General features: G+C 32.4%; 23 protein-coding genes. 3 read left to right on the forward strand and 20 right to left on the reverse strand.

Features of this window, described 5'->3' with window-relative positions; all coding sequences use genetic code 11:
* Positions 1–59: 59 nt before the first annotated feature.
* The 5 genes from B0I03_RS07405 to B0I03_RS07425 all read right to left on the reverse strand — a co-directional run bounded on the left by B0I03_RS07405 (position 60) and on the right by B0I03_RS07425 (position 6,537).
* Positions 60–1,334, reverse strand: a complete 1,275-nt coding sequence (locus tag B0I03_RS07405; RefSeq protein WP_111566818.1) for a YCF48-related protein — start codon at positions 1,332–1,334, stop codon at positions 60–62.
* Between the two features lies 1 nt (position 1,335).
* Entirely contained in the window at positions 1,336–2,289 is a 954-nt protein-coding gene (locus B0I03_RS07410; protein ID WP_111566819.1) for an AAA family ATPase, read from the reverse strand.
* A 96-nt stretch (positions 2,290–2,385) separates the two neighbouring features.
* Positions 2,386–3,741, reverse strand: coding sequence for a peptidylprolyl isomerase (locus B0I03_RS07415; RefSeq protein WP_111566820.1), 1,356 nt, complete (start codon positions 3,739–3,741; stop codon positions 2,386–2,388).
* On the reverse strand, positions 3,725–4,576 hold the full coding sequence (locus B0I03_RS07420; RefSeq protein WP_111566821.1) for a hypothetical protein: 852 nt from the start codon (positions 4,574–4,576) through the stop codon (positions 3,725–3,727). The genes B0I03_RS07415 and B0I03_RS07420 overlap by 17 nt, the downstream gene beginning before the upstream one ends.
* The gene (locus B0I03_RS07425) at positions 4,576–6,537 is read right to left on the reverse strand and encodes a peptidylprolyl isomerase (RefSeq protein ID WP_111566822.1); all 1,962 of its coding nucleotides are present in this window, start codon (positions 6,535–6,537) and stop codon (positions 4,576–4,578) included. The genes B0I03_RS07420 and B0I03_RS07425 overlap by 1 nt, the downstream gene beginning before the upstream one ends.
* Before the next feature lie 127 nt (positions 6,538–6,664).
* On the opposite strand from B0I03_RS07425, the gene B0I03_RS07430 reads away from it, so the two are divergent.
* A complete protein-coding gene (locus tag B0I03_RS07430; protein WP_111566823.1) occupies positions 6,665–8,260 on the forward strand; it encodes a peptide chain release factor 3 in 1,596 nt (531 codons plus the stop codon).
* 52 nt (positions 8,261–8,312) lie between these two features.
* On the forward strand, positions 8,313–8,519 hold the full coding sequence (locus B0I03_RS07435) for a hypothetical protein (protein ID WP_111566824.1): 207 nt from the start codon (positions 8,313–8,315) through the stop codon (positions 8,517–8,519).
* 47 nt (positions 8,520–8,566) lie between these two features.
* Here B0I03_RS07435 and B0I03_RS07440 read toward each other — a convergent pair whose 3' ends face one another.
* Both B0I03_RS07440 and ffh read right to left on the reverse strand, forming a co-directional pair.
* Complete coding sequence (locus B0I03_RS07440) at positions 8,567–9,448, reverse strand: bifunctional 5,10-methylenetetrahydrofolate dehydrogenase/5,10-methenyltetrahydrofolate cyclohydrolase (protein ID WP_111566825.1); 882 nt, start codon at positions 9,446–9,448, stop codon at positions 8,567–8,569.
* Positions 9,449–9,576: 128 nt separating this feature from the next.
* Positions 9,577–10,914 (reverse strand): signal recognition particle protein, encoded by a 1,338-nt coding sequence (gene ffh, locus B0I03_RS07445; RefSeq protein ID WP_111566826.1) that lies wholly within the window; start codon positions 10,912–10,914, stop codon positions 9,577–9,579.
* A gap of 170 nt (positions 10,915–11,084) precedes the next feature.
* On the opposite strand from ffh, the gene B0I03_RS07450 reads away from it, so the two are divergent.
* The gene (locus tag B0I03_RS07450) at positions 11,085–11,387 is read left to right on the forward strand and encodes a heavy metal-binding domain-containing protein (RefSeq protein WP_111566827.1); all 303 of its coding nucleotides are present in this window, start codon (positions 11,085–11,087) and stop codon (positions 11,385–11,387) included.
* 49 nt (positions 11,388–11,436) lie between these two features.
* Here the strand turns inward: B0I03_RS07450 and B0I03_RS07455 are convergent, their stop codons facing one another.
* The 13 genes from B0I03_RS07455 to B0I03_RS07515 all read right to left on the reverse strand — a co-directional run bounded on the left by B0I03_RS07455 (position 11,437) and on the right by B0I03_RS07515 (position 25,653).
* Complete coding sequence (locus B0I03_RS07455; protein ID WP_111566828.1) at positions 11,437–11,883, reverse strand: hypothetical protein; 447 nt, start codon at positions 11,881–11,883, stop codon at positions 11,437–11,439.
* Between the two features lie 112 nt (positions 11,884–11,995).
* Complete coding sequence (locus B0I03_RS07460; protein ID WP_146603271.1) at positions 11,996–12,442, reverse strand: hypothetical protein; 447 nt, start codon at positions 12,440–12,442, stop codon at positions 11,996–11,998.
* Between the two features lie 48 nt (positions 12,443–12,490).
* On the reverse strand, positions 12,491–12,688 hold the full coding sequence (locus tag B0I03_RS07465) for a YgaP family membrane protein (protein ID WP_394338067.1): 198 nt from the start codon (positions 12,686–12,688) through the stop codon (positions 12,491–12,493).
* 23 nt (positions 12,689–12,711) lie between these two features.
* On the reverse strand, positions 12,712–15,909 hold the full coding sequence (locus B0I03_RS07470; RefSeq protein ID WP_111566831.1) for an efflux RND transporter permease subunit: 3,198 nt from the start codon (positions 15,907–15,909) through the stop codon (positions 12,712–12,714).
* Positions 15,910–15,987: 78 nt separating this feature from the next.
* Positions 15,988–17,070 (reverse strand): efflux RND transporter periplasmic adaptor subunit, encoded by a 1,083-nt coding sequence (locus B0I03_RS07475; protein ID WP_111566832.1) that lies wholly within the window; start codon positions 17,068–17,070, stop codon positions 15,988–15,990.
* A gap of 4 nt (positions 17,071–17,074) precedes the next feature.
* The gene (locus B0I03_RS07480; RefSeq protein ID WP_111566833.1) at positions 17,075–18,382 is read right to left on the reverse strand and encodes a TolC family protein; all 1,308 of its coding nucleotides are present in this window, start codon (positions 18,380–18,382) and stop codon (positions 17,075–17,077) included.
* A 274-nt stretch (positions 18,383–18,656) separates the two neighbouring features.
* Positions 18,657–18,863, reverse strand: coding sequence for a hypothetical protein (locus tag B0I03_RS07485; RefSeq protein WP_026724543.1), 207 nt, complete (start codon positions 18,861–18,863; stop codon positions 18,657–18,659).
* A 108-nt stretch (positions 18,864–18,971) separates the two neighbouring features.
* The gene (locus tag B0I03_RS07490; RefSeq protein ID WP_111566834.1) at positions 18,972–20,570 is read right to left on the reverse strand and encodes a hypothetical protein; all 1,599 of its coding nucleotides are present in this window, start codon (positions 20,568–20,570) and stop codon (positions 18,972–18,974) included.
* Between the two features lie 61 nt (positions 20,571–20,631).
* Entirely contained in the window at positions 20,632–20,955 is a 324-nt protein-coding gene (locus tag B0I03_RS07495; RefSeq protein WP_146603272.1) for a hypothetical protein, read from the reverse strand.
* Positions 20,956–21,010: 55 nt separating this feature from the next.
* Positions 21,011–21,214: a DUF6132 family protein gene (locus B0I03_RS07500; protein ID WP_111566836.1), complete on the reverse strand. Its 204-nt coding sequence runs from the start codon at positions 21,212–21,214 to the stop codon at positions 21,011–21,013.
* Between the two features lie 59 nt (positions 21,215–21,273).
* On the reverse strand, positions 21,274–22,788 hold the full coding sequence (locus B0I03_RS07505; RefSeq protein WP_111566837.1) for an MBOAT family O-acyltransferase: 1,515 nt from the start codon (positions 22,786–22,788) through the stop codon (positions 21,274–21,276).
* Complete coding sequence (locus tag B0I03_RS07510; protein ID WP_111566838.1) at positions 22,788–24,212, reverse strand: GDSL-type esterase/lipase family protein; 1,425 nt, start codon at positions 24,210–24,212, stop codon at positions 22,788–22,790. The genes B0I03_RS07505 and B0I03_RS07510 overlap by 1 nt, the downstream gene beginning before the upstream one ends.
* Positions 24,202–25,653 (reverse strand): SGNH/GDSL hydrolase family protein, encoded by a 1,452-nt coding sequence (locus tag B0I03_RS07515; protein ID WP_111566839.1) that lies wholly within the window; start codon positions 25,651–25,653, stop codon positions 24,202–24,204. The genes B0I03_RS07510 and B0I03_RS07515 overlap by 11 nt, the downstream gene beginning before the upstream one ends.
* Positions 25,654–25,713 lie beyond the last annotated feature (60 nt).

The following is a 25,713-nucleotide window of genomic DNA, read 5'->3' on the forward strand; positions in this document are numbered from 1 at the left end:
TTAAGAATTTCGAAAAAAGATAATAAAAACCAAATAAAGTTTTTAATTTAAATTAAAAATTATTTTATGATTTTTATACTTTGACGCCCTGTATTACTATGTAAATTAACATAATAAACACCTTTTGGGTAGGGAAAGTCAAAAGAGTATAATTTTTCACCTTGCTGGGTAATTTCTTCAAAGAAGAGGTCTTTAAGTTTTCTACCTAAATTATCGTACAATTCAATATTGAGGTTATCCGAATCTTTAAAATTAATACTCAAATTTAATTTATCGACTATTGGATTTGGAACTACTTTTGCTAACAAAGGAACTCTCGGAACTTCCTGAAAATCTGTACTACTTAATGTTTGATCATATTTATAAACTGTTGTGCCTGAAGCGTAAGCCAAATTTTCGTTTATAATAAAAATTCTATTGAGATTACTACCAACATTCAGGTTTACCCAAGTATTTCCTCCATCATTCGTTTCATAAAATCCAGTACTATGACCTCCCATCCAACCATGATCTAAAGAAATAAAACCAACTGCTTGAATTTCAACCTCAGGAGCATTTTTAGTTTCCCAAGTAACACCAGCATTTGTAGTTCGTATTAGTTTACCATTATTTGGAGTAACAGATTCAATTGAACCAAAAATAACATCTGAATTTCCTTGTAAAAGTTGCATTTTCCATACATACTCACCTGGAATTCCACTATTGTAAATTTCAACCCAACTTTGACCTCCATCTGTTGTTTTTAGAACTATACCTCCTGTAGCACTTCTTCCTGAAACATAACCAAAATTCTCATCTATAAACATAATTTCTACCAAACCTGTTGCATAACTTGACATATTAATATATTGCCAAGTTGCTCCGCTATCGACAGATTTTACAATAAATGGCGTAGTTGAAAAATAAGCTCCACAACCGTAAACAGTTGATGTTCCAACTGCATCTAAACCACAAATAGCTCTTGGCGCAGGAGAAATATTTGTTATTTCAGACCAAGTAGTACCTCCATCAATTGTTTTAAAAAATTTATTATTTGTTAAAGTTCCTACAAAACCTACATTCTGATTTAAAAACTCAATATTTCTAAAGTAATAATTAGCACCTAAAGCCGTTTCATTCAACTGTTGTGTCCATGTTACGCCACCATCTATAGTCTTATAAACAGATGCATAACTTCCATTTAAAGCCCAACCAAGGTTTTCATCTAAGAAAAAAACATCGTCAAATCGTTGATTATTTGGATTAGAAATAGCAGATGACAAAGCTCTCCATTGCGATTGTGAAAAACTATTCAAGGAAAGAAAAACGAGTGCAATTAAAAACTTTAAATTCATATTAAAACAGCTTTTTAATAATATCATCTTCTGAAATTCCTTCGGCATCAGCTTTATAATTTTTTACAATTCTATGACGAAGAATTCCTACTGCAACTGCTTTTACATCTTCAATATCTGGCGAGAATTTCCCATTAAAAGCGGCATTAGTTTTTGCAGCTAAAATTAAATTTTGAGAAGCACGTGGACCAGCACCCCAATCGATATATGTTTTTACAAATTCATTCGATAATGGATTATCGGGACGTGTTTTACTTACTAATGAAACCGCGTATTCAATAACATTATCTGCCACTGGAATTTTACGAATTACATTTTGAAAATCGATAATTTCGTGAGCCGTGAATAAAGAATTTACTACTGGTTTAAAATCAGAAGTGGTTGCTTTTACCACATTTACTTCTTCTTCAAAACTTGGATAATCTAATTTTACGGCAAACATAAAACGGTCTAATTGCGCTTCTGGTAACGGATACGTTCCTTCTTGCTCAATTGGATTTTGAGTTGCTAATACAAAATAAGGCAAATCTAATTTATAATGATGTCCAGCTACAGTTACTGCACGTTCTTGCATAGCTTCTAAAAGAGCTGCTTGCGTTTTTGGTGGAGTTCTGTTGATCTCATCAGCTAAGATAATATTTGAAAATATTGGTCCTTTGATAAATTTAAAGTGACGATTTTCGTCTAAGATTTCACTTCCTAAAATATCAGATGGCATTAAATCGGGTGTAAACTGAATTCTTTTGAAATTCAATCCTAAAGCTTGAGAAATGGTGTTTACCATTAAAGTTTTTGCTAAACCAGGTACGCCAATGAGCAAAGCGTGACCTCCAGAAAAAATACTCATCACAATTTGATGTACTACTTCATCTTGACCCACAATTACTTTTGCAATTTCTTGCTTTAATGCTTTTTGTCTTTGAACTAATTCCTGAATGGCTGCTACGTCTGACATATTGAATTTAGAATTTTAGAATTCGGAAAATTGAACTTAATTATTAAACCTCTAAAATAATAAAAAACCCTCTGAAAATTCAAAGGGTTAGTTAATTTATTTTTTTAACCAATTATTAGCGAAATCACAATCTTTATATTCATCACTAATTTTAATATAGGTTTCTTTAATTTTCTCTTCAGACCATTTTGCAATTTCTTTGATTTGTTTATCTCTCAAAGCTAATTCTTTAATTTTTAAATAATCTCTAGAAAAATCTGCTTGGTGCTCTTCGATTCTGTTATTAACCGTAATTATTTTATAGAACTTACCTGACCCTCTTTCTTCATCTAAAATTGGCAACGAAACTTCACCATCTTTTAAAGAAGAAACTTGAGCATATAAAGTAGGATCCATTTTAGTTAATTCAAATCTTGGTTCCATAGTTCTTGGGTTTAATAAAACACCTCCACTATTTCTTGTTTCTTTTTCGTCAGATGAAGATTTTGCTGCATCTGCGAATGTAATTTCTTTGTTTACGATTTTATTTCGAATCTGTTCGATTTTTTCCTTAGCATCTTTCATTGCTTGAGTTGATACTTTTGGAGCAATTAAAATATGACGCAATTCTACTTCCTGACCTTTAATTTTATCTACCATAATGATATGATAACCAAACTCTGTTTCAAAAGGCTCAGAAATTTCACCTTCAGCTAAACTAAAAGCTACATCTTTAAATTCTTTAACGAAAGCAGTTTTACGATTCATTTTGTAATAACCACCGTTTGAACTTGATCCTGGATCTTCAGAAAACAAAACCGCTTTACTAAAGAAACTAGAACCGTTTAATACGTCTTGTTTAATTTCTTTTAATTTATCAATTACTCTTTTCTTTTCTTCTTCAGAAATAACAGGTTTTACAACAATTTGAGCCACTTCCATTTCGGCACCAAAAGTTGGAATTTCGTCTGCTGGAATTCCTTTGAAAAAATTTCTAACTTCTTCTGGAGTAATAGTAACACCTTCTACAATCTTATTTCTCATTTGAGATGTAAGTTTGTTCATTTTTACAGCATCAAAAAAATGATTTCTTAATTCTTCTTCATTTTTTTTGTTGTAATATTTAACTACTTTTTCCATAGAACCTATTTGTTCTACGGCTGCGTCTAATTGTTCATTCAAATAGGAATTCACTTCTGCATCAGTAACTACAATACTATCTTGAACAGCTTGATGAGCATATAACTTATCTTCTAATTGCTTTCCAAAAAGTTCACATCTTGAAATATCTTTAACATCAACTCCTTGAGCTTTTAAGGTGATGTAATCTAAATCGATATCAGAGTCAAGTACAACATAATCTCCTACAACTCCTATAACTCCATCAACTTTTTGTTTTTTAGGCTGTGCAAATACTGTTGTTGATGTTATTAAAAGTAATGCAAAAAGTAATTTTTTATTTATAAATTTCATATTTATTGTCTTTGATTGCGTCATTCGTAATCTCTTTTTCTAAGGTGTTAATTAATTCTAATTTTCTATTATTGATAATAATTTGTCTAATTGTTGGTTTTAAAAATTCTAATGGTGTAGCGCTATCTTTTGGCAAAACACTATTAACTTTTACTAGCCAAATAGTTGTTGAATCAGGATACTGAAAATTCATTCCACCAGAAATATATTTCTGTTTATTTTCAATGTTAATGAACGGAATTTTTTCATAAATCTGATTAATATCAACCCAAATGGAATCGTTAAAAGCATAACTTTTAAACTGAACCGCCATTTGCTCTAACTCCTTTTTATCTTTTTTGGTAAAGGAACTAAACTTTGATTTAATTTTTGCAAATTTTGGATTTTCTTTAACTAAATTGATATATCGCAACTTAACCAATTCTGACGAATTCTTAAAGTATTGCTTGTTTTTACTATAATAATCAACTATTTGACCATCAGTAACTGAAGTATCTACTTGTCTAATTACTAAATTTTCTAAATAGGCTTTAGTATATAAATCAACTTTATATTGATCTATTAAAACATTAAATTCGTCTAGTTGTTCTTTTCCAATATTTTTCTCAGCAGCTTCAAAAAGTAATTTTTGAGTAGCCCATCTGTCTATAAATGACTTAACGATTGCTATACTATCTTTTTTTGAAGTTCCTTTTGGCACTAAATCTAAAATATCAGATTCATATAAATAACTTTTACCTACACGAGCGATTGCTTTTGGTTCTCTTGGCGCTTTAAAATAATCGCACGAAGAAACCAATAGTGTAAGTAAAATTATTTGAATCCAATACTTCATTAATTATTCAATTGATTTTTAACTTTAGCGAATACGTCTTGATTTATGTTGATACTAAACTCTTTTCTTAATTCGTCTACCCAATGATTTTCTAAATATTGCTGATAATCGCTAATAACTTTCCCTTTGCATTCGGTTAATTCTTTTGCACCAGCTGGTTTTTCATCGGTAATATTTACAACAAAATGGTATTTATCTTTAGAAACAATAGAAGATACTCCTTTAGACAAATTATTAAATTGTGGCAACACATCATAATCTTCCTCATACATTCCCGATTTTGACATAATGTTTATTTTACCATCTTTATTTAGTTGCTCTTTAATATAATCTATTGATTTTCCTTTTTTCAAAAACTTTTGTGCTTTTTCAATTACTTTTAAATCTGTAGATGATAAAATATCTGCACTATATCTTTTTTTCCATTGGTAATTCTTGATGTTTTTTTGGAAATATTCATTTAATCCGATAGTATCATTTTTGGCTCTATTCCAAATTTCTTTTTCCATCAAATCAAAAAGCAATAAACCGTCTCTGTATTCGTCCATTACATTTTTGAATTCAGTAAACTCACTCTCTAAATTATCATTGTAATAAGCTATCAATTGCTCATCAATAAATTTTTCAAACAATTCGTCTACTAATTTAGCAACAGGTTTTGTTTTAATATTTGATTTTTGCTTAGAAGCAATGAAATCTAAAAATACTTTAGAATTTACTTTCTTATCTTTATTTATAGTTAAAATAGTTCCTTCTAATTCTTTAGTTTTTTCTGGAACAACCCATGTTTGCGAATAAAATTCGTCGTTTACAACACCTTTTATTTTTGCAATTAATTTAGCGTCTTTTGTAAACAAATATTTCCCTCTAACCTTCTTAGCTAACGAATTTGTAATTAACAAAGAACGTTCGTCTTTTCTAATTTTATCTTCTAATTCCATCTTCATATCATCAAAAGAACGCACTGGATGTTTTTCAATTAGTTTTACAATATGCCATCCAAATTGCGATTCAAATGGTGCCGAAATTTGATTTTTCTCTTTTAATTCAAAAGCTACATTTTCAAATTCTTCAGAACTCAATTGTCCTGAACCAAAACGTTGCAAAACACCACCTTTTGGTGCTGAAGATTTATCTTCCGAAAATTGCTGTGCTAAACTTTCAAAACTTTCACCTTGTTGAATTTTTTTATAAATATCATCAATAGTAGTTTTAGCTTTCTCTTGTTGAGTTACATCGGTTTGTTTTAAAACCATAATATGCGCTACTGTAACTTCTCCACGATTTACTCTTTTATCAACCACTTTTATAATGTGATATCCAAAACGAGTGCGAAATGGTTTTGAAACCTGACCTACTTTAGTTTTATAAGCTGCATTTTCAAAAGGATATACCATTCTAAAAGCTGAAAAATAGCCTAAATCGCCATTGTTTTCTTTTACTGATGGATCTTCAGAAAATTGCTGCGCTACTTTTACAAAGTCTTCACCAGCATCTAATCTTTTTTTAATATCTAGAACTTTATTATAGGCTTTTAAAGTATCTTGAGGAGATGCGCCTTCATCTACCAAAACTAAAATATGTGAAGCTCTTACTTCTTGTTGCATTCTATCGTAAGCTTCACGAACCAATTCGTTAGTTACTTTTGAATCATTCAAATAATTCTTAGATAATTGGTTGCGATATGACTTCAATTCGTTTTGATAGTTCGCACCATTTTGCAATCCTAGTTTATTTGCTTTCTCAACTTTTAATTTATATCCCAAAAACAAATCTAAATACTTATCTAAATCTTTTTGAGAATCATCTTTTACTAAATCTAAGTTTTTGTTGTACACCCTAATAAATTCGTCAGTGTAATAAGGATGATTGTCTATTGAAAATAAAACTTCCTTTGTTTGAGCAAACAAAAAAGACTGAATAAATAAAAAACCAAAAATAAGTAGGCGATTAATTTTCATATTAATTTATACATTTTAAGTTGTAATCGACAAAAATAACAATTCGAGACTATTCCACAACATTTATAAGCGACTATTAACAGAAATTTCTACAAAAAAAAGTTACTTTTGCACAAAATTTTGAATAATGAGTTTTATAGAAGAAATAGCAAGAAGACGAACTTTTGGAATTATCTCGCATCCCGATGCTGGAAAAACGACTTTAACAGAAAAATTATTGTTGTTTGGAGGCGCTATTCAGGAAGCTGGAGCTGTAAAAAGTAATAAAATTAAAAAAGGAGCTACTTCCGATTTCATGGAAATTGAAAGACAAAGAGGAATTTCGGTAGCAACTTCTGTCTTAGCTTTTAATTATAAAGATAAAAAAATCAATATCTTAGATACGCCGGGTCACAAAGACTTTGCAGAAGATACTTTTAGAACACTAACTGCCGTAGATAGCGTTATCGTTGTGATTGACGTTGCAAAAGGGGTTGAGGAACAAACCGAAAAATTAGTAGAAGTTTGTAGAATGCGAAACATTCCGATGATTGTTTTCATTAACAAATTAGACCGTGAAGGAAAAGATGCCTTTGATTTGATGGATGAAGTAGAGAAAAAACTAAAACTTCGTGTTACGCCATTGAGTTTTCCTATTGGAATGGGATACGATTTTCAGGGAATTTATAATATTTGGGAAAAGAACATCAACCTTTTTGAAGGTGATAGTCGAAAAAACATTGAAGAAACGATTGCTTTTGACGACATCAATAGTACAGAATTAGAAAAAATTATTGGTGAAAAACCAGCAAATCGATTAAGAGAAGAATTAGAATTAATTGATGAAGTTTATCCTCCATTTAGCCGTGAAGAATATTTAGAAGGCGATTTACAACCTGTTTTCTTTGGATCGGCTTTGAACAATTTTGGAGTTCGCGAATTATTAGATTGTTTCGTTGAAATTGCACCAACACCAAGAGCAAAAGAGTCAGACACCAGATTAGTAAAACCCGAAGAAGAAAAATTAAGCGGATTTGTATTTAAAATTCATGCTAACATGGATCCAAAACACAGAGACCGTTTGGCATTCATTAAAATTGTATCAGGTACGTTTGAAAAAAACAAACCGTATTTGCATGTTCGTTTAGGAAAAAATTTAAAATTCTCGAGTCCGAATGCGTTTTTTGCTGAGAAAAAAGAGATTGTTGATATTTCATATCCTGGTGATATCGTAGGTTTACACGATACAGGTAATTTTAAAATTGGTGATACTTTAACTGAAGGTGAAATTATGAATTTCAAAGGGATTCCAAGTTTCTCTCCAGAGCATTTCCGTTACATAAACAATGCTGACCCATTAAAATCGAAACAACTAGAAAAAGGTGTTGACCAATTAATGGATGAAGGTGTTGCGCAGTTGTTTACCCTAGAAATGAACGGTAGAAAAGTAATTGGAACCGTAGGAGCGCTTCAATACGAAGTAATCCAATATCGTTTAGAGCATGAATATGGTGCGAAATGCACGTATGAAAACTTCCCTGCGTTTAAAGCTTGCTGGGTAAAACCTCAAGACCCTAAGAATACTGAATTTGCTGAATTTAAACGCGTTAAACAAAAATTTTTAGGTCACGATAAATATGGGCAATTGGTCTTTTTAGCGGATAGTGATTTCTCTATCCAAATGACCCAACAAAAATATCCAACAGTGGAATTATTTTTCACTTCGGATTTTCAAAAAAGATAAATTATTAGTATAATTGCACTTTATTTAAATAAAGCCCCCCAAATTTAAAAATATGAAATCAAACCTACTAAAACTGTATGCTACACTTATGATGGCTTTTGTAAGCTTCTTAAGTTATGCGGATCCAATTGATCCACCGGCGGATGAAGATCCACCTTCTGCTCCAATTAACACCAAATTAATTTGGTTAGCCGTAGCAGGAATTATCTTTGTTTACTTTTATTTTAGAAAACAAGCTAAGACTACAAGTCAAAACTAATAAATAAAAAAGACCTGAAATTTCAGGTCTTTTTTTATTTCATTATACTATTTATTTCTCTTCTGCTCTCTTGCTAACAAGGTATTTTTCAACAACATCGCAATTGTCATTGGTCCTACTCCACCTGGCACTGGCGTAATGTAAGATGCTTTTTTAGATACGTTTTCGTAATCTACGTCACCAACAATTCTGTATCCTTTTTCAGTAGTTTCGTCTTCTACTCTAGTGATACCAACGTCGATTACTACTACATCATCTTTTACCATTTCTGCTTTTAGGAAATTTGGAACTCCAAGTGCTGAAATAATAATATCGGCTTGTGAAGTAATCTGATTGATATTTTTAGAATGACTGTGCGTAACCGTTACTGTTGAATTTCCAGGAAATCCTTTTCTTCCCATTAAAATTCCCATAGGACGACCAACGATATGACTTCTACCAATAACTACAGTGTGTTTACCATCTGTTGGCACATTATATCTTTCTAATAATTCTAAAATTCCGAAAGGTGTAGCTGGAATAAAAGTAGACATATCTAACGCCATTTTTCCAAAGTTTTCTGGATGGAAACCATCTACATCTTTACTTGGATCAATAGCTTCAATGATTTTTTGGGTGTCGATTTGTTTAGGCAAAGGCAACTGAACAATGAAACCATCAATATCATCATTCTCATTCAATTCTTTTATTTTTTTCAAAAGCTCTGTTTCCGAAGTGGTACTTGGCATTTTAATCAAAGTCGATTCAAATCCTACTCGCTCGCACGATTTTACTTTACTTCCTACATAGGTTAAACTTGCTCCGTCATTCCCAACGATAATGGCTGCTAAATGAGGTACTTTTTCACCTTTGGCTTTCATTTGCGCTACCTCAGCCGCGATTTCATTTTTAATATCTTCCGATACTTTTTTTCCGTCTAATAATTGCATTTGTTTTTTGTTTCAGGTTTAAAGTTTCAGGTTTAAAGTTGTGTGTTACCTAAAACTGATAGTTAGTATATTTAAAAAAATTAAGGTTTAAAACTTTCATAACTTGAAACTTTAAACCTTAAACTTGTTTATCTCATGCCTTTCATTCCGCCCATGGCTTTCATCAGGTTTTTACCCGCACCACCTTGCATCATTTTCATCATTTTGCTCATTTGGTCGAATTGTTTCATCAATTGATTAACTTGCTCAATTTTTGTTCCCGAACCTTTGGCAATTCTGGTTTTACGTTTTACATCGATTAAAGACGGTTTACTTCTTTCATCTGGCGTCATCGATTGGATGATAGCCTCAATATGTTTGAACGCATCGTCTTCAATTTCAACATCTTTTAACGCTTTTCCAGCACCAGGAATCATTCCAACAAGGTCTTTCATGTTCCCCATTTTCTTGATTTGTTGGATTTGCGCTAAGAAATCGTCAAAACCAAATTCGTTTTTAGCGATTTTCTTCTGTAATTTTCTTGCTTCTTCTTCGTCGTATTGCTCTTGTGCTCTTTCTACCAAGGAAACAACGTCTCCCATTCCCAAGATTCTATCCGCCATACGATTTGGATAAAACACATCGATAGCCTCCATTTTTTCACCTGTACCGATGAATTTAATTGGTTTATTCACTACCGATTTAATCGAAATGGCAGCTCCACCACGCGTATCACCATCTAACTTCGTTAAGATAACTCCGTCAAAATTCAATCTGTCGTTGAAGGCTTTTGCTGTATTTACCGCATCTTGTCCTGTCATCGCATCTACCACAAATAACGTTTCTTGTGGTTGAATCGCTTTGTGAACATTTGCAATTTCGTTCATCATTTCTTCATCCACAGCCAAACGACCAGCGGTATCGATGATGACTACGTTGAAACCATTTGCTTTTGCATGCTTGATAGCGTTTTGAGCAATTTCAACAGGATTTTTATTTTCTGGTTCTGAATAAACTTCAACACCAATTTGTCCACCTACTACGTGCAACTGATTAATTGCCGCAGGACGATAGATATCACAAGCAACCAATAAAGGTTTTTTGTTCTTTTTAGTTTTTAGAAAGTTCGCTAATTTTCCAGAAAAAGTAGTTTTACCAGAACCTTGTAAACCCGACATTAAAATCACAGAAGGATTTCCTGAAAGATTTACTCCAGCAGCATCACCACCCATTAATTCAGTCAACTCGTCTTTAACGATTTTAACCATTAATTGTCCAGGTTGTAACGTAGTTAATACGTTTTCACCAATTGCTTTTTCTTTTACTCTTGTGGTAAAATCTTTTGCAATTTTAAAGTTTACGTCGGCATCTAATAAAGCTCTACGAACTTCTTTAAGAGTATCTGCAACGTTAACATCGGTAATTTTACCGTGTCCTTTTAATATATGAAACGCTTTATCTAACTTATCGCTTAAATTATCAAACATGATTCTGATTTTGTTTAATGAAGTGCAAAGATAAGATAAAGTTGTAAAGTCGCAAAGTAGTATTTAGAGATTGTATAAAATAGTTTACGTGTTGAAATTGAATATACGACAAGTTCATAATTGTAACAAAATAGCTACTGTTTAGACTTATTTTAATAAAAATTAAAATTATGATTTTAACAACAACCAATTCTATTGATGGTTTTACAATTGCTGAGTACAAGGGTATTGTTTCGGGAACCGCTGTAAATATTCAAAAAATGAAAATGACCTTTAACATGCAAAAATATTATGCTGGAATAGGCGAAAGTGTTTCAGAAGTTAAAGAACAAGCGTTTGAGCAATTAAAAGTTAACGCAGAAAAATTAAATGCAAATGCTGTTGTAGGGATACAAGTTGATGTTGAACTTACCACAAGTAATTATGTAGCTGTAAGTGTTACTGGAACAGCCGTTAGTATTATTAAAAGGTAATTTAATTTTTCAAAAAAGCAGTAATACTATAAAACTAAAACTTTAATTATTAATTGATTGGATTGTTTTTATCCAAACGATGATTATTAAAAATTTCTATTGCCGCTTTTAAGAAACCTATCAAACCTATTGATAGTGATATAATTCCAATTGACAAATCTTTCAGTTGCTGTTTTTCTGAAAAGACAAACATACTTAGACCAACAATTAAAAGAGAAAAGGTTAAAAATGCAATGTATCCGATTGCAATCTTTCCTTTTTTGGGGTTTTGCCATATGCGAAGTGAAAAATTATTTTGAGTTTTTGTTGTATCTTGAAGAGTTGAAAAACTAATACCAATACCAAGAAAAACTAAAACAACATTAATATCTCTAATAATTTTATCTGCAAAATCAAATCCCTCATTAAAAATATAAGTGTATGGTTTGATAGCAAAAAACAATGCAACAAAAATAAAAGGATATTGTAAATAGCTGATTTTTTGAAAAAATTTCATAACTTTTCATTTTTTTCGAATAAAGACAAAACTAACATAAATTAATTATGAAAAACGTTTTTAAATAAAAAAACCAGCTTTTATAGCTGGTTTTTTTATTTAATTTTCAACATTAGTCTTTTTCTAATGTTAGATAATCAATACTCCCATCACCACCACTTACGTGTTTTAATTCTATTTTAGTAGCGGTTTTTGAAATCACATTCCAATCTTCACTAATTTCTTCAAATGGGCCATCAATAGCAGTAAACATGATATCTAATTTAGTATAACCACTATCAGTATATGTACTCCAATCACCCGATTGAGTTGTTACACCATTAGTTGCTGATAAAGATCCATCTGCATCAAAAGTAAAACTATACCCTGAATAATTACTTGTTTGCACCACATCATCTTCTTTAAACAAAGTCACTACCCATGAACCCTCTGTTACAGTAGAAGTAATTTCTGTTGGATTTGATACTTGAGTAGAAGTATCATCATCATCACTACACATTGATGCCACATTTAGCACAAATAGCAATGATAAAATCGAGATTAATTTAAGTTTTTTCATAATTTTCGTTTAGTTTAGTAACGCTAAATTATAAAAAATAGTATTTCATTAATCTTTAACACCCATTTTTGTCAAAATATCTTCCATCAAACACCATTTGGTAATGGATGATTGTAATAAATTGGCACCTACGAATGCTGTAAACCAATACCAATTTGGACTTACATAATGAGCCAAAAGCAAGCTTATCAAGATAAAACTTCCTGCTACTGCTCTAATAATTCTGTTTTTCATACCGTTATTTATTTTAAACCAAGTTGGCTAATTATTTAATTATTATTCTCCCATTTTTTACGTTCGGTGATGTAGTAAATTAATGGCACAACAATCAATGTTAGTAATGTTGAAACAATGGCTCCTGCCACTAACGAAATAGCTAATCCTTGAAAAATTGGATCAAATAAAATGATGGATGCTCCGATTACTACCGCTCCTGTGGTTAATAAAATTGGTGTAGTTCTTACGGCTCCAGCTTCGATAATAGCTTGTTTCATTGAAATACCATCGTTCAAACGGATTTCGATAAAGTCAATCAGCAAGACCGAATTCCGAACCATAACTCCCGCTAAAGCAATCATTCCAATGAATGAAGTTGCTGTAAAGAAAGCTCCTAAAACCCAGTGACCTAATACAATTCCGACTAATGAAAGTGGAATGGCAACCATCATCACTAAAGGTGTTTTAAAGTTTTGGAACCAACCTACAATTAACATATAGATTATAATAATTACTACTAAGAAAGCCGCTCCTAAATCACGGAACACTTCTAAGGTAATTTGCCATTCTCCATCCCATTTTATAGTGAAATCACTTTCATCTGTTGGAGCATCCATGTACAATTCGTTTACTTTATATCCTTTTGGCAATTGCATTTTTTCTAACTTCTCATTCATTCCTAAAATCGCATACACCGGACTTTCTAATGCTCCCGCCATATCAGCTAAAACATATACCACGCGTTTTTGGTCTTTTCTGTAAATCGTATTTTGTAATGTATCTGTTGTAACTTTTACCAAATCGCTCACAGGAACCACATTACCTCGACTGCCTTTTATTTTCAAGTTTTGAATATCTTGCATCGAAGTTTTGTCTTTGTCTGCTAAGGATAGTGTGATTCCTACAGGATTATTTGAACGTTCATCATACAAGTTGGAAACTGGCATTTCTCTTAACAAATAAGTTAAATTACCTACTACTTGTTGCGGAGCAATTCCATTTAACATCGCTTTTTCTCTATCTACCTCTAATTTATATTCCACTTGAGGAGCTTCTACCATCCAATCCGTATCTACTACATCAGAAGTAATTTCTAAAATGGTTTTCACTTGATTCGCAACTTTGATTTGCTCTTCGTAATTAGGTCCGTAAACCTCAGCTACTAAAGTTGATAAAACTGGTGGTCCAGGTGGAACTTCAACAATTTTTACATTCGCCCCATATTTTTTAGCAATTTTTTGCACTTGTGGACGCACTACTTTTGCGATATCGTGACTTTGTAAATCGCGATCTTCTTTGTGTAGTAAATTTACTTGAATATCTGCCATATTGCTTCCTCCACGCATATCGTAATGACGTACCAAACCATTAAAGGTTATCGGAGCCGAAGCACCAATATAATTTTGATAATCCACCACTTCTGGAACAGTTGAAAGGTATTGCGCAATTTCTTTGGTAACGACTGCCGTTCTTTCTAACGTAGTTCCTTCTGGCATATCGATTACCACTTGGAACTCGTTTTTGTTATCAAAAGGCAACATTTTTACGGCTACCGATTTCGTAAAGAACATCAAAACCGAACCGATTAACAAAACACCTGTAATCAAAAACATTAGATTACGTTTTTTAGAATTGTCTAAAAGTGGTTCTTCTACTTTTTTATAAATTCGATATATCCAAGACGTTTCTAAACCTTGTTCTTCTTTGTGTTCTTGCTTATCTTTTTCATGTAATAAATGGTATCCCAAATAAGGTGTTACAGTCAAAGCAACAAACAACGATAATATCATGGCAATCGAAGCGCCAATTGGCATCGGACTCATGTAAGGCCCCATCATTCCTGACACGAAAGCCATAGGTAAAATAGCTGCAATTACAGTAAAAGTCGCTAAAATGGTTGGGTTTCCTACTTCGTTAATCGCATAAATAGCCGCTTGTTTGAACGGCAGTCGCTTCATTTTGAAATGACGGTGCATATTTTCGGCAATAATAATACTATCATCTACAACAATTCCCACCACAAAAACCAAGGCAAAAAGCGTGATTCGATTTAACGTATACCCTAATAAATAATAACTAAATAATGTCAAAGCAAAGGTTAACGGAACGGAGAAAAACACTACTAATCCACCTCTCCAACCCATCGCTAACATTACTAAAACGGTTACTGCAATAATAGCAACGCCTAAATGTAACAACAACTCACCTACTTTGTGCGATGCTGTTTCTCCATAGTTTCTAGAAACTTCAACGTGTACATCAGTTGGAATTACATTTTTCTTTAAAGCTTCTACTCGTTCCAGAATTTTTTCTGAAATTTTCATTGCATCAGCACCTTTAACTTTTGCAATCGAAATGGTTACGGCTGGATATTCTGAATTAAATTTTGAGAATTTTTCATTCGCTTTTCCGTATCCAAAAGAAACATAATTCTTCGGTGTTTGTGGTCCATCTTGAATGGATGCGACTTGTTTTAGATAAACAGGCATGTTGTTATTTACGCCAACCACCAAGTTTTCAACATCTTCCGAAGTGGCTAAAAATTTACCTGTTGTAACTAAATACTCCGTATCGTTTTGTACAAAACTTCCTGATTGCGAACTTCCGTTATTGGCTTGAATCATTTGCATAATGCCTAACGCATCAACACCATTTTCAGCCATTTTGTCTTTGTCTAAAACTACTTTTAGCTCGCGTGTTCTACCACCAATTTCTTTCGTAATCGCAACATCTTTTACTTTTTCAACTTCCGAAGTAACTTCCTCGGCAATTTGACGCAATTGGAAATCATCATATTTTTCACTCCATAGCGTTAATCCCAACATCGGAACATCATCAATCGAACGTGTTTTTACGATGGGTTGCATTACTCCTTCTGGAAACATCGTGCGGTTTTTCATCAATTCGTCGTATAATTTCACATACGAATCTTCGCTGTTTTCACCCACATAAAATTGTACCACCATCATCGAATAACCATTCATCGCCATACTGTGAATGTGCTCCACTCCCTTAATGTTACTAATAATTTTCTCTAATGGTTTTACCACTCTACTTTCCATCTCTGACGGACTAGCCCCAGGATACATGACCATAACATCGGCCATAGGAACATTAATTTGTGGTTCTTCTTCTCTTGGAATTAAGAACGAACTGTATGTACCAATAATCATCAACGCTACCATCAATAAAATGGTTAGTTTTGAGTTGATGAAAAAATTGGCTATTTTACCTGATATACCTTCTTGCATGATTTTATAATTTGATGATTTGAAAATTAGATAATTTGAAAATTGATAAAATCATCTTCAAATTTTCAAATTGACTCATTAATTAATTTGAACTTTAGCTCCGTTAAATAATTTTCCTTCAGCTGAAACGATATATTGTTCATCTGCTGATAATCCTGATAACACTTCTACTTGATTTCCGAATGTTTTTCCGATTCGTAACCATCTTAAAATTGCGACATTGCCGCTTCCTACAGTATAAATTCCTGTCAATTGACCTTGTTTTACTAAAGCGGTTTCTGGAACCATAACTACTGATGATTTTACAGCTGTTGCTACTTTTTTAGCCGTTGGAAATTGCACGTTTACGAACATTCCAGATAAAATTTCTTTATCCATTTTGTCCAAAGTTACTTTCACCAAATATTGTCCACCCGTATTTTTTGCAGACAAACTCACTTCAGAAACTTTTCCAGCGACTTCTTTATTTAATGATTTCACGTTGATTTTAACTGGCATTCCGTTTTTTACATTGGAAATATCACTTTCCGAAACCATTGCAGTTACTTGTAATCTTGAAGCGCCTTCAATACTTACTAAAGGCATTCCTGGATTGGCCATATCGCCTTCTTTTACGAAAGTATTGGTTACCGTTCCTGAAAATGGAGCTGTAATATTTGTATACGAAAACTGCGCCATCACTTCATTACGCATTTGTTTAGCTGCTTCTAAACCTGCTTTTGCCATTTCGTAGCGTGCTGTCATATCGTCCAATTCTTTTTGCGAAGCCGATTGTTGTGCAAACAAATTCACAAAACGATCATAATCTTTCTTAGCATTGTTATACCCTGCAGTTGCTTGTGTAATTGAAGCATCAACTTGTGCTTTTTTCGCTTGTAAATCGGTATTATTGATGCTTACTAAAAGTTGTCCAGCCGAAACATTTTGCCCCACTTTCACATTCACTTTGGTTACATATCCCATCATTCTTGTGCTTAAATTCGCACTATTCTCTGATTCGATTTTTCCACTTGCCGTTATGTATGGATTATTAGAATTTCCAGAATTTCCAGCCACTTTTACTGGAATTGCAGTTAAATCAGCTACGTTTTCTTTTTTATCACTTCCACAAGATGTTAAGATTAGTGATGAAATGGTTAGTATTGCTAGTATCTTTTTCATGTTGTTATTTTGTTAAAAATTGTAAGTATTGTTTGGTAAAGTTATATTCGAAAATGGCTTGTAAATGCTCTAATTCTTTTTGTGCCATTTGCGTTTCAGCCATTAATAAATCGGTTGTTTTTTCTAATCCTTGTGTGAATCTATTTTGACGAATTCTAAAAGCTTCTTGCGATTGTTCAAAAGCTAATTTGGATAAATTCACTTTGTTTTCGGCATCTACCAATTGGCGATTGGTTTTACTCAATTCTAACTGGCTTTGCTTTTTGTATTGTTCGGTTTCAATTTCGGCTTTTTCAAAATCAGCTTTTGCTTTTTGAGTTTTTCCAATGGTTTTAAATCCGTCAAAAATATTCCATGATAATTGCGCACCCACTAAATACCCTTTAGCTGAAGTTCCGAAAATATTTTGATCGTATAATTCATAACTTCCAAAAGCATTTAATCTTGGTAAGAATCCAAATTTGGATGATTGAAACATTTTTTTGTACGCTTCAGACGATTTTTGCATTGCTTGAATATCTTTTCTGGAATCAGAAATTGTTGTATTTATATTTTCGATTGCAATTGAATTGTCTAAAGCTTCTGCTGGTCTGTAAGTTTTTCCAGTCATATCTTCGTTCAATAAAAACGCTAAATAATCGGATGCGTTTTGCACATTTGATTTGGCATATTGTAACTGATTTGTAATTTCATTCACACGAACTTGCACGTTTAACAAATCTGTTTTTTGCAACATTCCGTTTTTAAAATAGTTTTCTACCATTTTTAAATTGCCTTGTGCGGTTGTATTGGCTTTTTCCAAAACGTTGACTGCTTTATAAGCCAATTGCAATTGCATGTATGCTTTTGAAACTTCCAATTCTAAATATTCTTTAGTTCGTTCCGTTTGTAATTGAAAAGCGTCCATTTTTGCTTTAGCGGCTTGTCTTCCATACAAACCATCTAAATTAAAAAGAGGTTGCTGTACTTCGATTTTAGTTGCGAAGTTTTGCGTTTTTTCAGGATCATTCAACAACGCAGGATTAAAATCGGAAGCGGTTAAAACTTCCTGATTTAATTTCGAACCAAAAGCCATTAACGGATTCGTTGTAGAAATTCCAGTATGCGAAACATTGATATTAGGCAAAAAAAGTGCATTTGATTGACGATAATCTGCTTTAGCCGATTGAAATGATTTTTCAGCCACTTTGATTTGTAAATTATTCTCTGTGACTTTTTGCAACAAATCATTTTTTGAAATCGTCAGCGTATCTTGTGCAAAACCAGCACCAGTTAACATTCCTAATACGATTAATAAATTGACTTTTTTCATAGTATAGTTTTATTCTTATTTTATGTCACAAATGTACATTCGTAAAAAAAGGTAGTCGGTAACAAGAGTTACATAGTCTTGTGACAATTGTTACAAAAAGAAAGAGCGCCTATTGAAGACGCTCTTACTAACCAATAAAACTAAAACAATCATCAATTTATCAATGAATTGTTTCTCAAAATTATGCCTTTTCAAAAACCTAGTCAGCAACATTTGTTACATAAAAAAACGCCCCGAAATAATCGAGGCGTCTTTATAAATATTGAGTATAAAACTATTCAGCTTTTTTCTCAGCAGCTTTTTTAGATGAACAACATCCACCTGATTTAGCTTCTGAACCACAAGATTTTTTGTCAGCAGTTGAACAAGATTTTTCAGTTTTAGCTGTTTCTTTTTTTGCTTTTTGTTTTGGCTCTTGAGCATTAACATTCATTGAAAACATAAAAGCAGCTACTGCCATAATTGAAACTAATTTTTTCATTTTTTGTATTTTTAAATTGTTATTTATTTTTTTTGTTTGTATTGTACTATGACAAATATATATAATTTTAGAAATAGTACTCTTAATTTTTTATTAATTTAACAGTTATTACTTTTTTATTACTTTTTGAGACACATAAAATTTGTCATCAAAAATAAAAGTTATAATCACAAATTCTGATTTGGCTGATGCTAAACTAAAATTCATACTATTTATTCCTGCACTTACATCTTCGATTTCTCCTTCTTCTGCTATTTTACCATCTAATGTCGATATTATATAATTGACTTTAGCAGAATAGGCCATATCAAATTGAATTCTAACCGTATCATTTGATGTAGGATTAGGTGAAACCGTAAATGAAAAAGGATTTTTACCATCTATTTGAGGCGTGCTCAATAACGGATTTTTTACTAATTTTACTTCATAAACCGTTGGGTCAGCAGAAGTTAATCCGGTTTGATTATCTGTAAATGCTGAAGGAGAAGAACTTTGAATTCCTCCAAATAAATGTCCAATTACGAATTCATCCGCAGTAATATTCGATAATTGAATTACTTCATTTGAATAATGCGGTAAATTCTCATTCGGAATAAACTCAGCTCCAGCGCCTTTTAAATTTGGCATTTCAACAGGTAATTGATATTCGAGTAAACTTCCATCTGAAAAACGAGTTGTTCTACTAATCGTTTTCACAAAAGGAACCGTATTATCTTGAATTAGATTTCCAGCTTGATAGAAATACTGACTCATACCCCCAAAAAACAAATTGTGCATTCTGTTATTAGTAGCATCGTACAAACAAGCCTTTCCACTGTGATAATTACTCAAATATTGATTGAATTGCGTTTGAGGAAAATAGCCTCCTGCTTTTATATCAACTGGATATAAAAAAGGCAAATCCACTGCAATTTGAAATACGCCTGAAGAAATCGTGTATCCAAATTCTCCATTAGGAAAAATCTGAGGCAATAAATTATAATCGCGACGGTGTAAATGAACGGCATCTACAACTTCTTCATAATTGGCATAACTCAAACTCGCTCCTGAATTATCAATTGTAAATTTTCGGATAGCATTCGAATACGTTTGGGTAAAAGTTGGATTGTTCATTGGATTGTATCTTCCATCAAAACGATGACCGCCTACCAAATAAAACGTAGTACCAATTTTTGCCAATTGTCCGCCCGTAATCGCAAAAACATCATTTGATATTTGTTTGAAATAGGATGTTATTGGAGTACCTGCAATGATAGCATTTATCAAATTAGGAACGTCAACTGAAGTCAAATTATTGAACGTTTTATGATCGGCAGCTGTTGTTGAATAAGCATATCCTCCAATAATAAACAAAGCATCACCATCCTGATAAAAGTTCATGTTGGTCGATTGCAATTGTTCTTTAATTCCTGTTGGAAGCGAATTCACGGAAGCCGACCAAGATTGCTGCGTTGCAATATCAACTACATACATATCCGTATTATTTTGAGCTCCTGGAAAAGCATTAAAAGGCTGACGTGCGTGTAAACCGTCTTTTCTTCCACCAATGATTAACCATTTTCCATTATGTTGCGCAAAAGCATAAGAATGCAATCCGGGCAAACCTGAAACGGAAACCGGAGTTAACACCACATCATATTCGAAGGTGCTTTGTGCTATTGTTGACTGAAAAAAAGCCAACAAAAACACGATTAATATATTTTTCATTTTATTCCATTATAAGTTAAGCTTGTGTAAAAACACAAACATAAAAATCAACTTTTTTAAGTTAAGAAATGGAAAACTTCGGCGGATGCCAAATGGAATGTTGGTATTTAGAAATAAAGATCTTCTCGTAGTTCGATTGTTCTTTTTCTATTTTGAATTCTGGAAAAGTTATTTCGGGTTTAAAATCTAATTCGGCTACAAATTGAACCGGACTAAAATTCAAACTCATGATGATTTTTCCTTTCTCACAACCCGAAGATTCTGAGCATGATTTATTACAAGTTTGTTCACAATTTTCACTCGCAAGCATTTTCACTGCTCTAACTGATGGCAACGTCACCAGAAGCAATAAGTAAAAACAAAGTATGTGAACTAAAAATTTCATTCAACAAATATATACAAACTTTAAAAACATTTGGTAACATTTGTTACACAAGAAATTAGGATTGTTTCTTTTTGAAGAAATCACTAATCATGTTAAATAGTAATCCTCCTAATACGCCTCCATACAAAGTACTATTTAATGGTTTTGAAGTAATAGAACACGTTCCTGAAACACATCCAACATAATAGTAATAAGCATAACCTGAAATTAATCCGACTACAACTCCAATAAACGTAATTATAATTTCTCTTTTATTCATCTCGTTTTAAAAAAACAAAGTTACAATTCGTACGAAAGCAAATTGGTAACAAAAGTTACTTAAAACTGAAAATAAATAAAAGGTTGTGCACCTGCAGAAGCCGTAGCATAAACCACCCAATAAATCAAGCCTAATAAAACAGCTTTTGCCACTAAAGGTAGAGTTGAAAATGTTTTTTGCATACCAGCTAAAGTTTTTACTGGAACAAAATGCCAAACCACGCCAATAGCGATTAATAAAAATACATTTTTATAACCTAAAATGATGGTTTGCCATTGATTTAAATCGAAAGTTAATTTGGTAATATTATCTGCAATTTGAAATGCCGTTGCAAAGTCTTTCGCTCTAAAAAACAACCAACAAAACACTACAAAATGGAACGTTAAAACAACTTGGATAGTTCTAACGAATATATTTTTTGGCAACTTAATAAACTGACCAAAGAATTTCTCTACTACTAAAGCCAATCCGTGTAAAACGCCCCAAACTACAAATTTCCATGATGCGCCGTGCCATAATCCACCTAATAGCATCGTCATGAATAAATTGAAATAAGTTCTGATTTTTCCTTTTCTGTTTCCACCTAAAGTAATGTACAAATAATCTCTTAACCAACTCGAAAGTGAAATATGCCATCTTCTCCAAAATTCGGTAATAGAACCTGATTGATAAGGCGTTCTAAAGTTATCAGGTAACCAGAATCCCATTAATAAAGCCAATCCAATTGCAATATCAGAATATCCAGAAAAGTCACAATAAATTTGAATTGCATAACCATAAGAAGCCATTAAATTTTCGAATGCAGTGTAACTATTCGGTGCATCAAATACGCGATCAACGAAGTTGCTTGAAATGTAATCTGAAATAACTGCTTTTTTGATTAATCCACCAATAATCAAGAATAAAGCACGATTGAAATCTTCTTTCGTTAACTTTAATTTCTCATAAATTTGCGGAATGAAATCACTTGCTCTTACAATTGGCCCTGCTACTAATTGCGGGAAAAACGAAACGAAGAACAAGAAATCCATGAAGCTTTTCGTAGGCTCTAATTCGCGTCGGTAAACGTCAATCGTATAACTTAAGGTTTGAAATGTATAAAATGAAATTCCGACTGGAAGAATAATGTCTTCAAACTTCATAGTTCCGTCGAAAAGAGAATTGTAATTGTCAATGAAGAAATTGGTATATTTAAAATAAGCCAACATCCCAAGGTTAATTAATAAACTCAATATCATATAAAATTTACGATAGCCTTGCTTGGCTTCTTCGTAAATTAATCGCGATAAAACATAATCGACTACCGATGAAAAAATCAACAATCCAAAATAGATTCCACTTGATTTATAATAGAAAAACAAAGAAAACAATACCACATAAGTAATGCGGAAATAATGAGTTTTTCTAGATAAAATGTAAATAATATAGAAAACTAAAAAGAATCCTAAAAAAATAGCGCTATTAAACAAAAGCGGTTGTTTTGGATTGAATAAAAACCAGTTTTTAATGGTCTCTAAATCGATATTCCCTACATTTTCAAGAAACCAATTTTGTATGCTAAAAAGTGCTTTCACTACTGCTTTGTCGATTTAAATAATTCGTATGATTGTAAAAAGGCCTCAAAAAACAAATCACCTTGTTTTTCATATCCTGCTTTTGAATAATGCACCTTATCTCTTGCCATGTAACCTTTAGCTGCATTGCGTTGAATGTATTTGTTTCCACCAAAAACTTGAAGTAAATCCCAAACGGCATAATTTTTTACATGCGCATTTTCTTCAATGAATTCGGCATATTTTTCAATAAAGGTATTTTTATATTTTCTATGCAAAACCGAAGGCGGTGAAGTCATTACCAAAACACAAGCTTGTGGGTTTTTATCTTTAATTCCTTGAATCATTTGACTCAAATGAGCAAAATATTGGTCGCCTGATTGCTTATCGAAACTCTCATTTGTTCCTAAAGAAATAATTACTAAATCAGGATTTAAAGCTGGCAATTGCTCATTGAATAATCTGAATTTATTGTAATCAGAAGCTTTCGCACCATTCACTCCAATACTGTGATAGATGACACCCGTATTATCATTTTCCAAAACCAATCCGTTCAAAGCAAAATCATCAATCTCTTGATTGGGAACAATCGCAATTTTGTCTAATGGTGTTTCTGAAATATAATCGTTTGAAAATGCTGAAGGTTGTAATTCAATTGGAATATATTCCGTTTTTGTACTGGTTTTCGATTGTGTTCCTTTAGTTGGAATCGTCAAAACTTTTCCATCGCGAATCATATCACTTTTTAAACCATTTGCTTTTTTCAAAGCTTTTAAAGAAACATTGTATTTATCGGCAATTCCACCTAAAACTTCACCAGGTTTTACTTTATGGGTGATTTTTTTCGGAACTTTTCTTTCAATTACTATACTTTTATTAGAAACCGAAACATCAAATAAATTAACATTTTGAGGTGTAATCACTTTCAATCTTGTAAAATAAAATTGCGCATCTTTCACATTCAATTGAATCGCAAAATCTTTTGAAGTCGTTTCCATAGAAAAACCGCTCAACCCAACTGGTCGATTGGCATCAGCATATAAATTTCGAAAACTTTGAAAATTTCCTGAAGCAGAATAACGAATCGGAGCGCTGTTATTAGTTTTGGCTACGCTATACGGGAAAGTAAATCCGAAGCCACCATTTCCATATACTTTTTGAAACTGAGTACGAATTTTAGCCGTAAACAAATCTGCTTGAATATGCGAATCCCCTATATGAACAATATTAATCTTACCCGATTTACTTTGCTCTAATTGGTACATTTTTTCATAAAACGTCAAAAGTGCATTCGGATTGTGAATGTCGTTTCCTGTGAAAGTAACTTCAATAGAATCAACAACGGGAATATCTACATAAACCGAGTCCATTGGCACTAATAAAGTGTCTTGAGAAAATCCAAAAAAAGAAAATCCCAACAAAAGCATCAAAAATCTATTCTTCATAAACGGAATCTTTATTAATGATGACACTATCTTTTTTCACTGGAGCAGCTGGTTTTTTACGCTTCTTTCTCAAATCTTTATACATTTCATAGCCTTGATTTAATTGCGTAAAAATTAAATTTGCAGCTTCTTTGGCTCCTCTGTGATTAAAGTGTGTGTAATCTTTATTAGCTCTGGCTGGCTCTTGTTCTACCCATTGAATCATAGAACCATCGCCACCCATTAAAGTGTACATATTGACAAAACTCGATTCCGACTTGATAGCATATCGTTTTTGTGCTGTATTCAAGGGAACAACAGCAGAATCAGTTTTCATTTCTAAATCATATTTGGTAGATTTATCAGCAGTTGAAACAATCAAAATAGACACTCCTGGAAAACATTCTTTCAAATGCGCTACTACTTTTGCCATTCGTTTTTCGTACCAACCATAATTCAACGAACCATAATTCAATACGTTAGCTCCGTATTGCAACACAATTAAATCGTAATCTAATTTCGAATGAAATGCACGCATGGTTGCCACATCAAAACTTCCAATTGGCAAACCAGAATTTCCTCTATTCGAAAAATTATCCACATGAACGCCTTTTCCATCATCAAAATTGAATCCGTAAATTGGAATTGAATCCGCTTTTTTGAAATTTACTTTGATGCTTTTTAAATTGCTTTCAGAAAGTACAACAGTATTTACTAAAGCATTTGGTGTTAATTTTTTAGAAATGGTATCGGAACCAATTACATATTTTATTTTCCCATCTTTATTCGATGAACTTCCGTAGAATAAGGTTGGGCGTGGTAATTCTGATGCAAATCTTGTTTTATTCGCTTTATATTTAACCCAAGCTACATTTGCTGTATCATTCGCGTAAAAAACATGACCGTTTACACCGAATGGATTAGATGGACGCTTTACTTTTAAATACGATTGCGTTTTCCAATTTCCTGAAAATTCATGTGTAATCGAACTTCTTGAAGCAGCTGATTCTGATGTAATATTAACAAATCCAACACCTTGACCTCCGAATTTTTCTTGCAAATAGGTTCTAAAATCTTTTACAATTAAGTCACCATCTGTCATCGAATCACCAAAATAGGCAATACGAACATTACCTTCTTTTTTAGTTTCCAATTGGAAAAGTTTTTCGAAAAATGTCGCTAAGTATTGATTTCCAGTATATTCTTCGAATGTTTCTGGTGGAAATTTTATTCCATTCACAACTTTATAATCGATAATGGTTTTAGCCATTGAATCTTCGACGATTGCACCTTCGTCTTCGGCAATAGCTTCCAAAAGCAAACTATCGACTACTACATTTTTGGAATCTAATTTACTTTCGGCAAATAATTTCTTAGGCAAAAACGTTTTGAATGCCAAAAAAGACAATCCAGAAACGATTACCACGACTAAGGTTTGAAAAAAATATTTTGATGTGTTCACTTAATTTTATCTCTTATAACTGATTTACTATTTCAAAATTCGTTGTTCCAAGTTCGTTGT

Source organism: Flavobacterium aquaticum, from assembly GCF_003259835.1.
Classification (GTDB): domain Bacteria; phylum Bacteroidota; class Bacteroidia; order Flavobacteriales; family Flavobacteriaceae; genus Flavobacterium; species Flavobacterium aquaticum.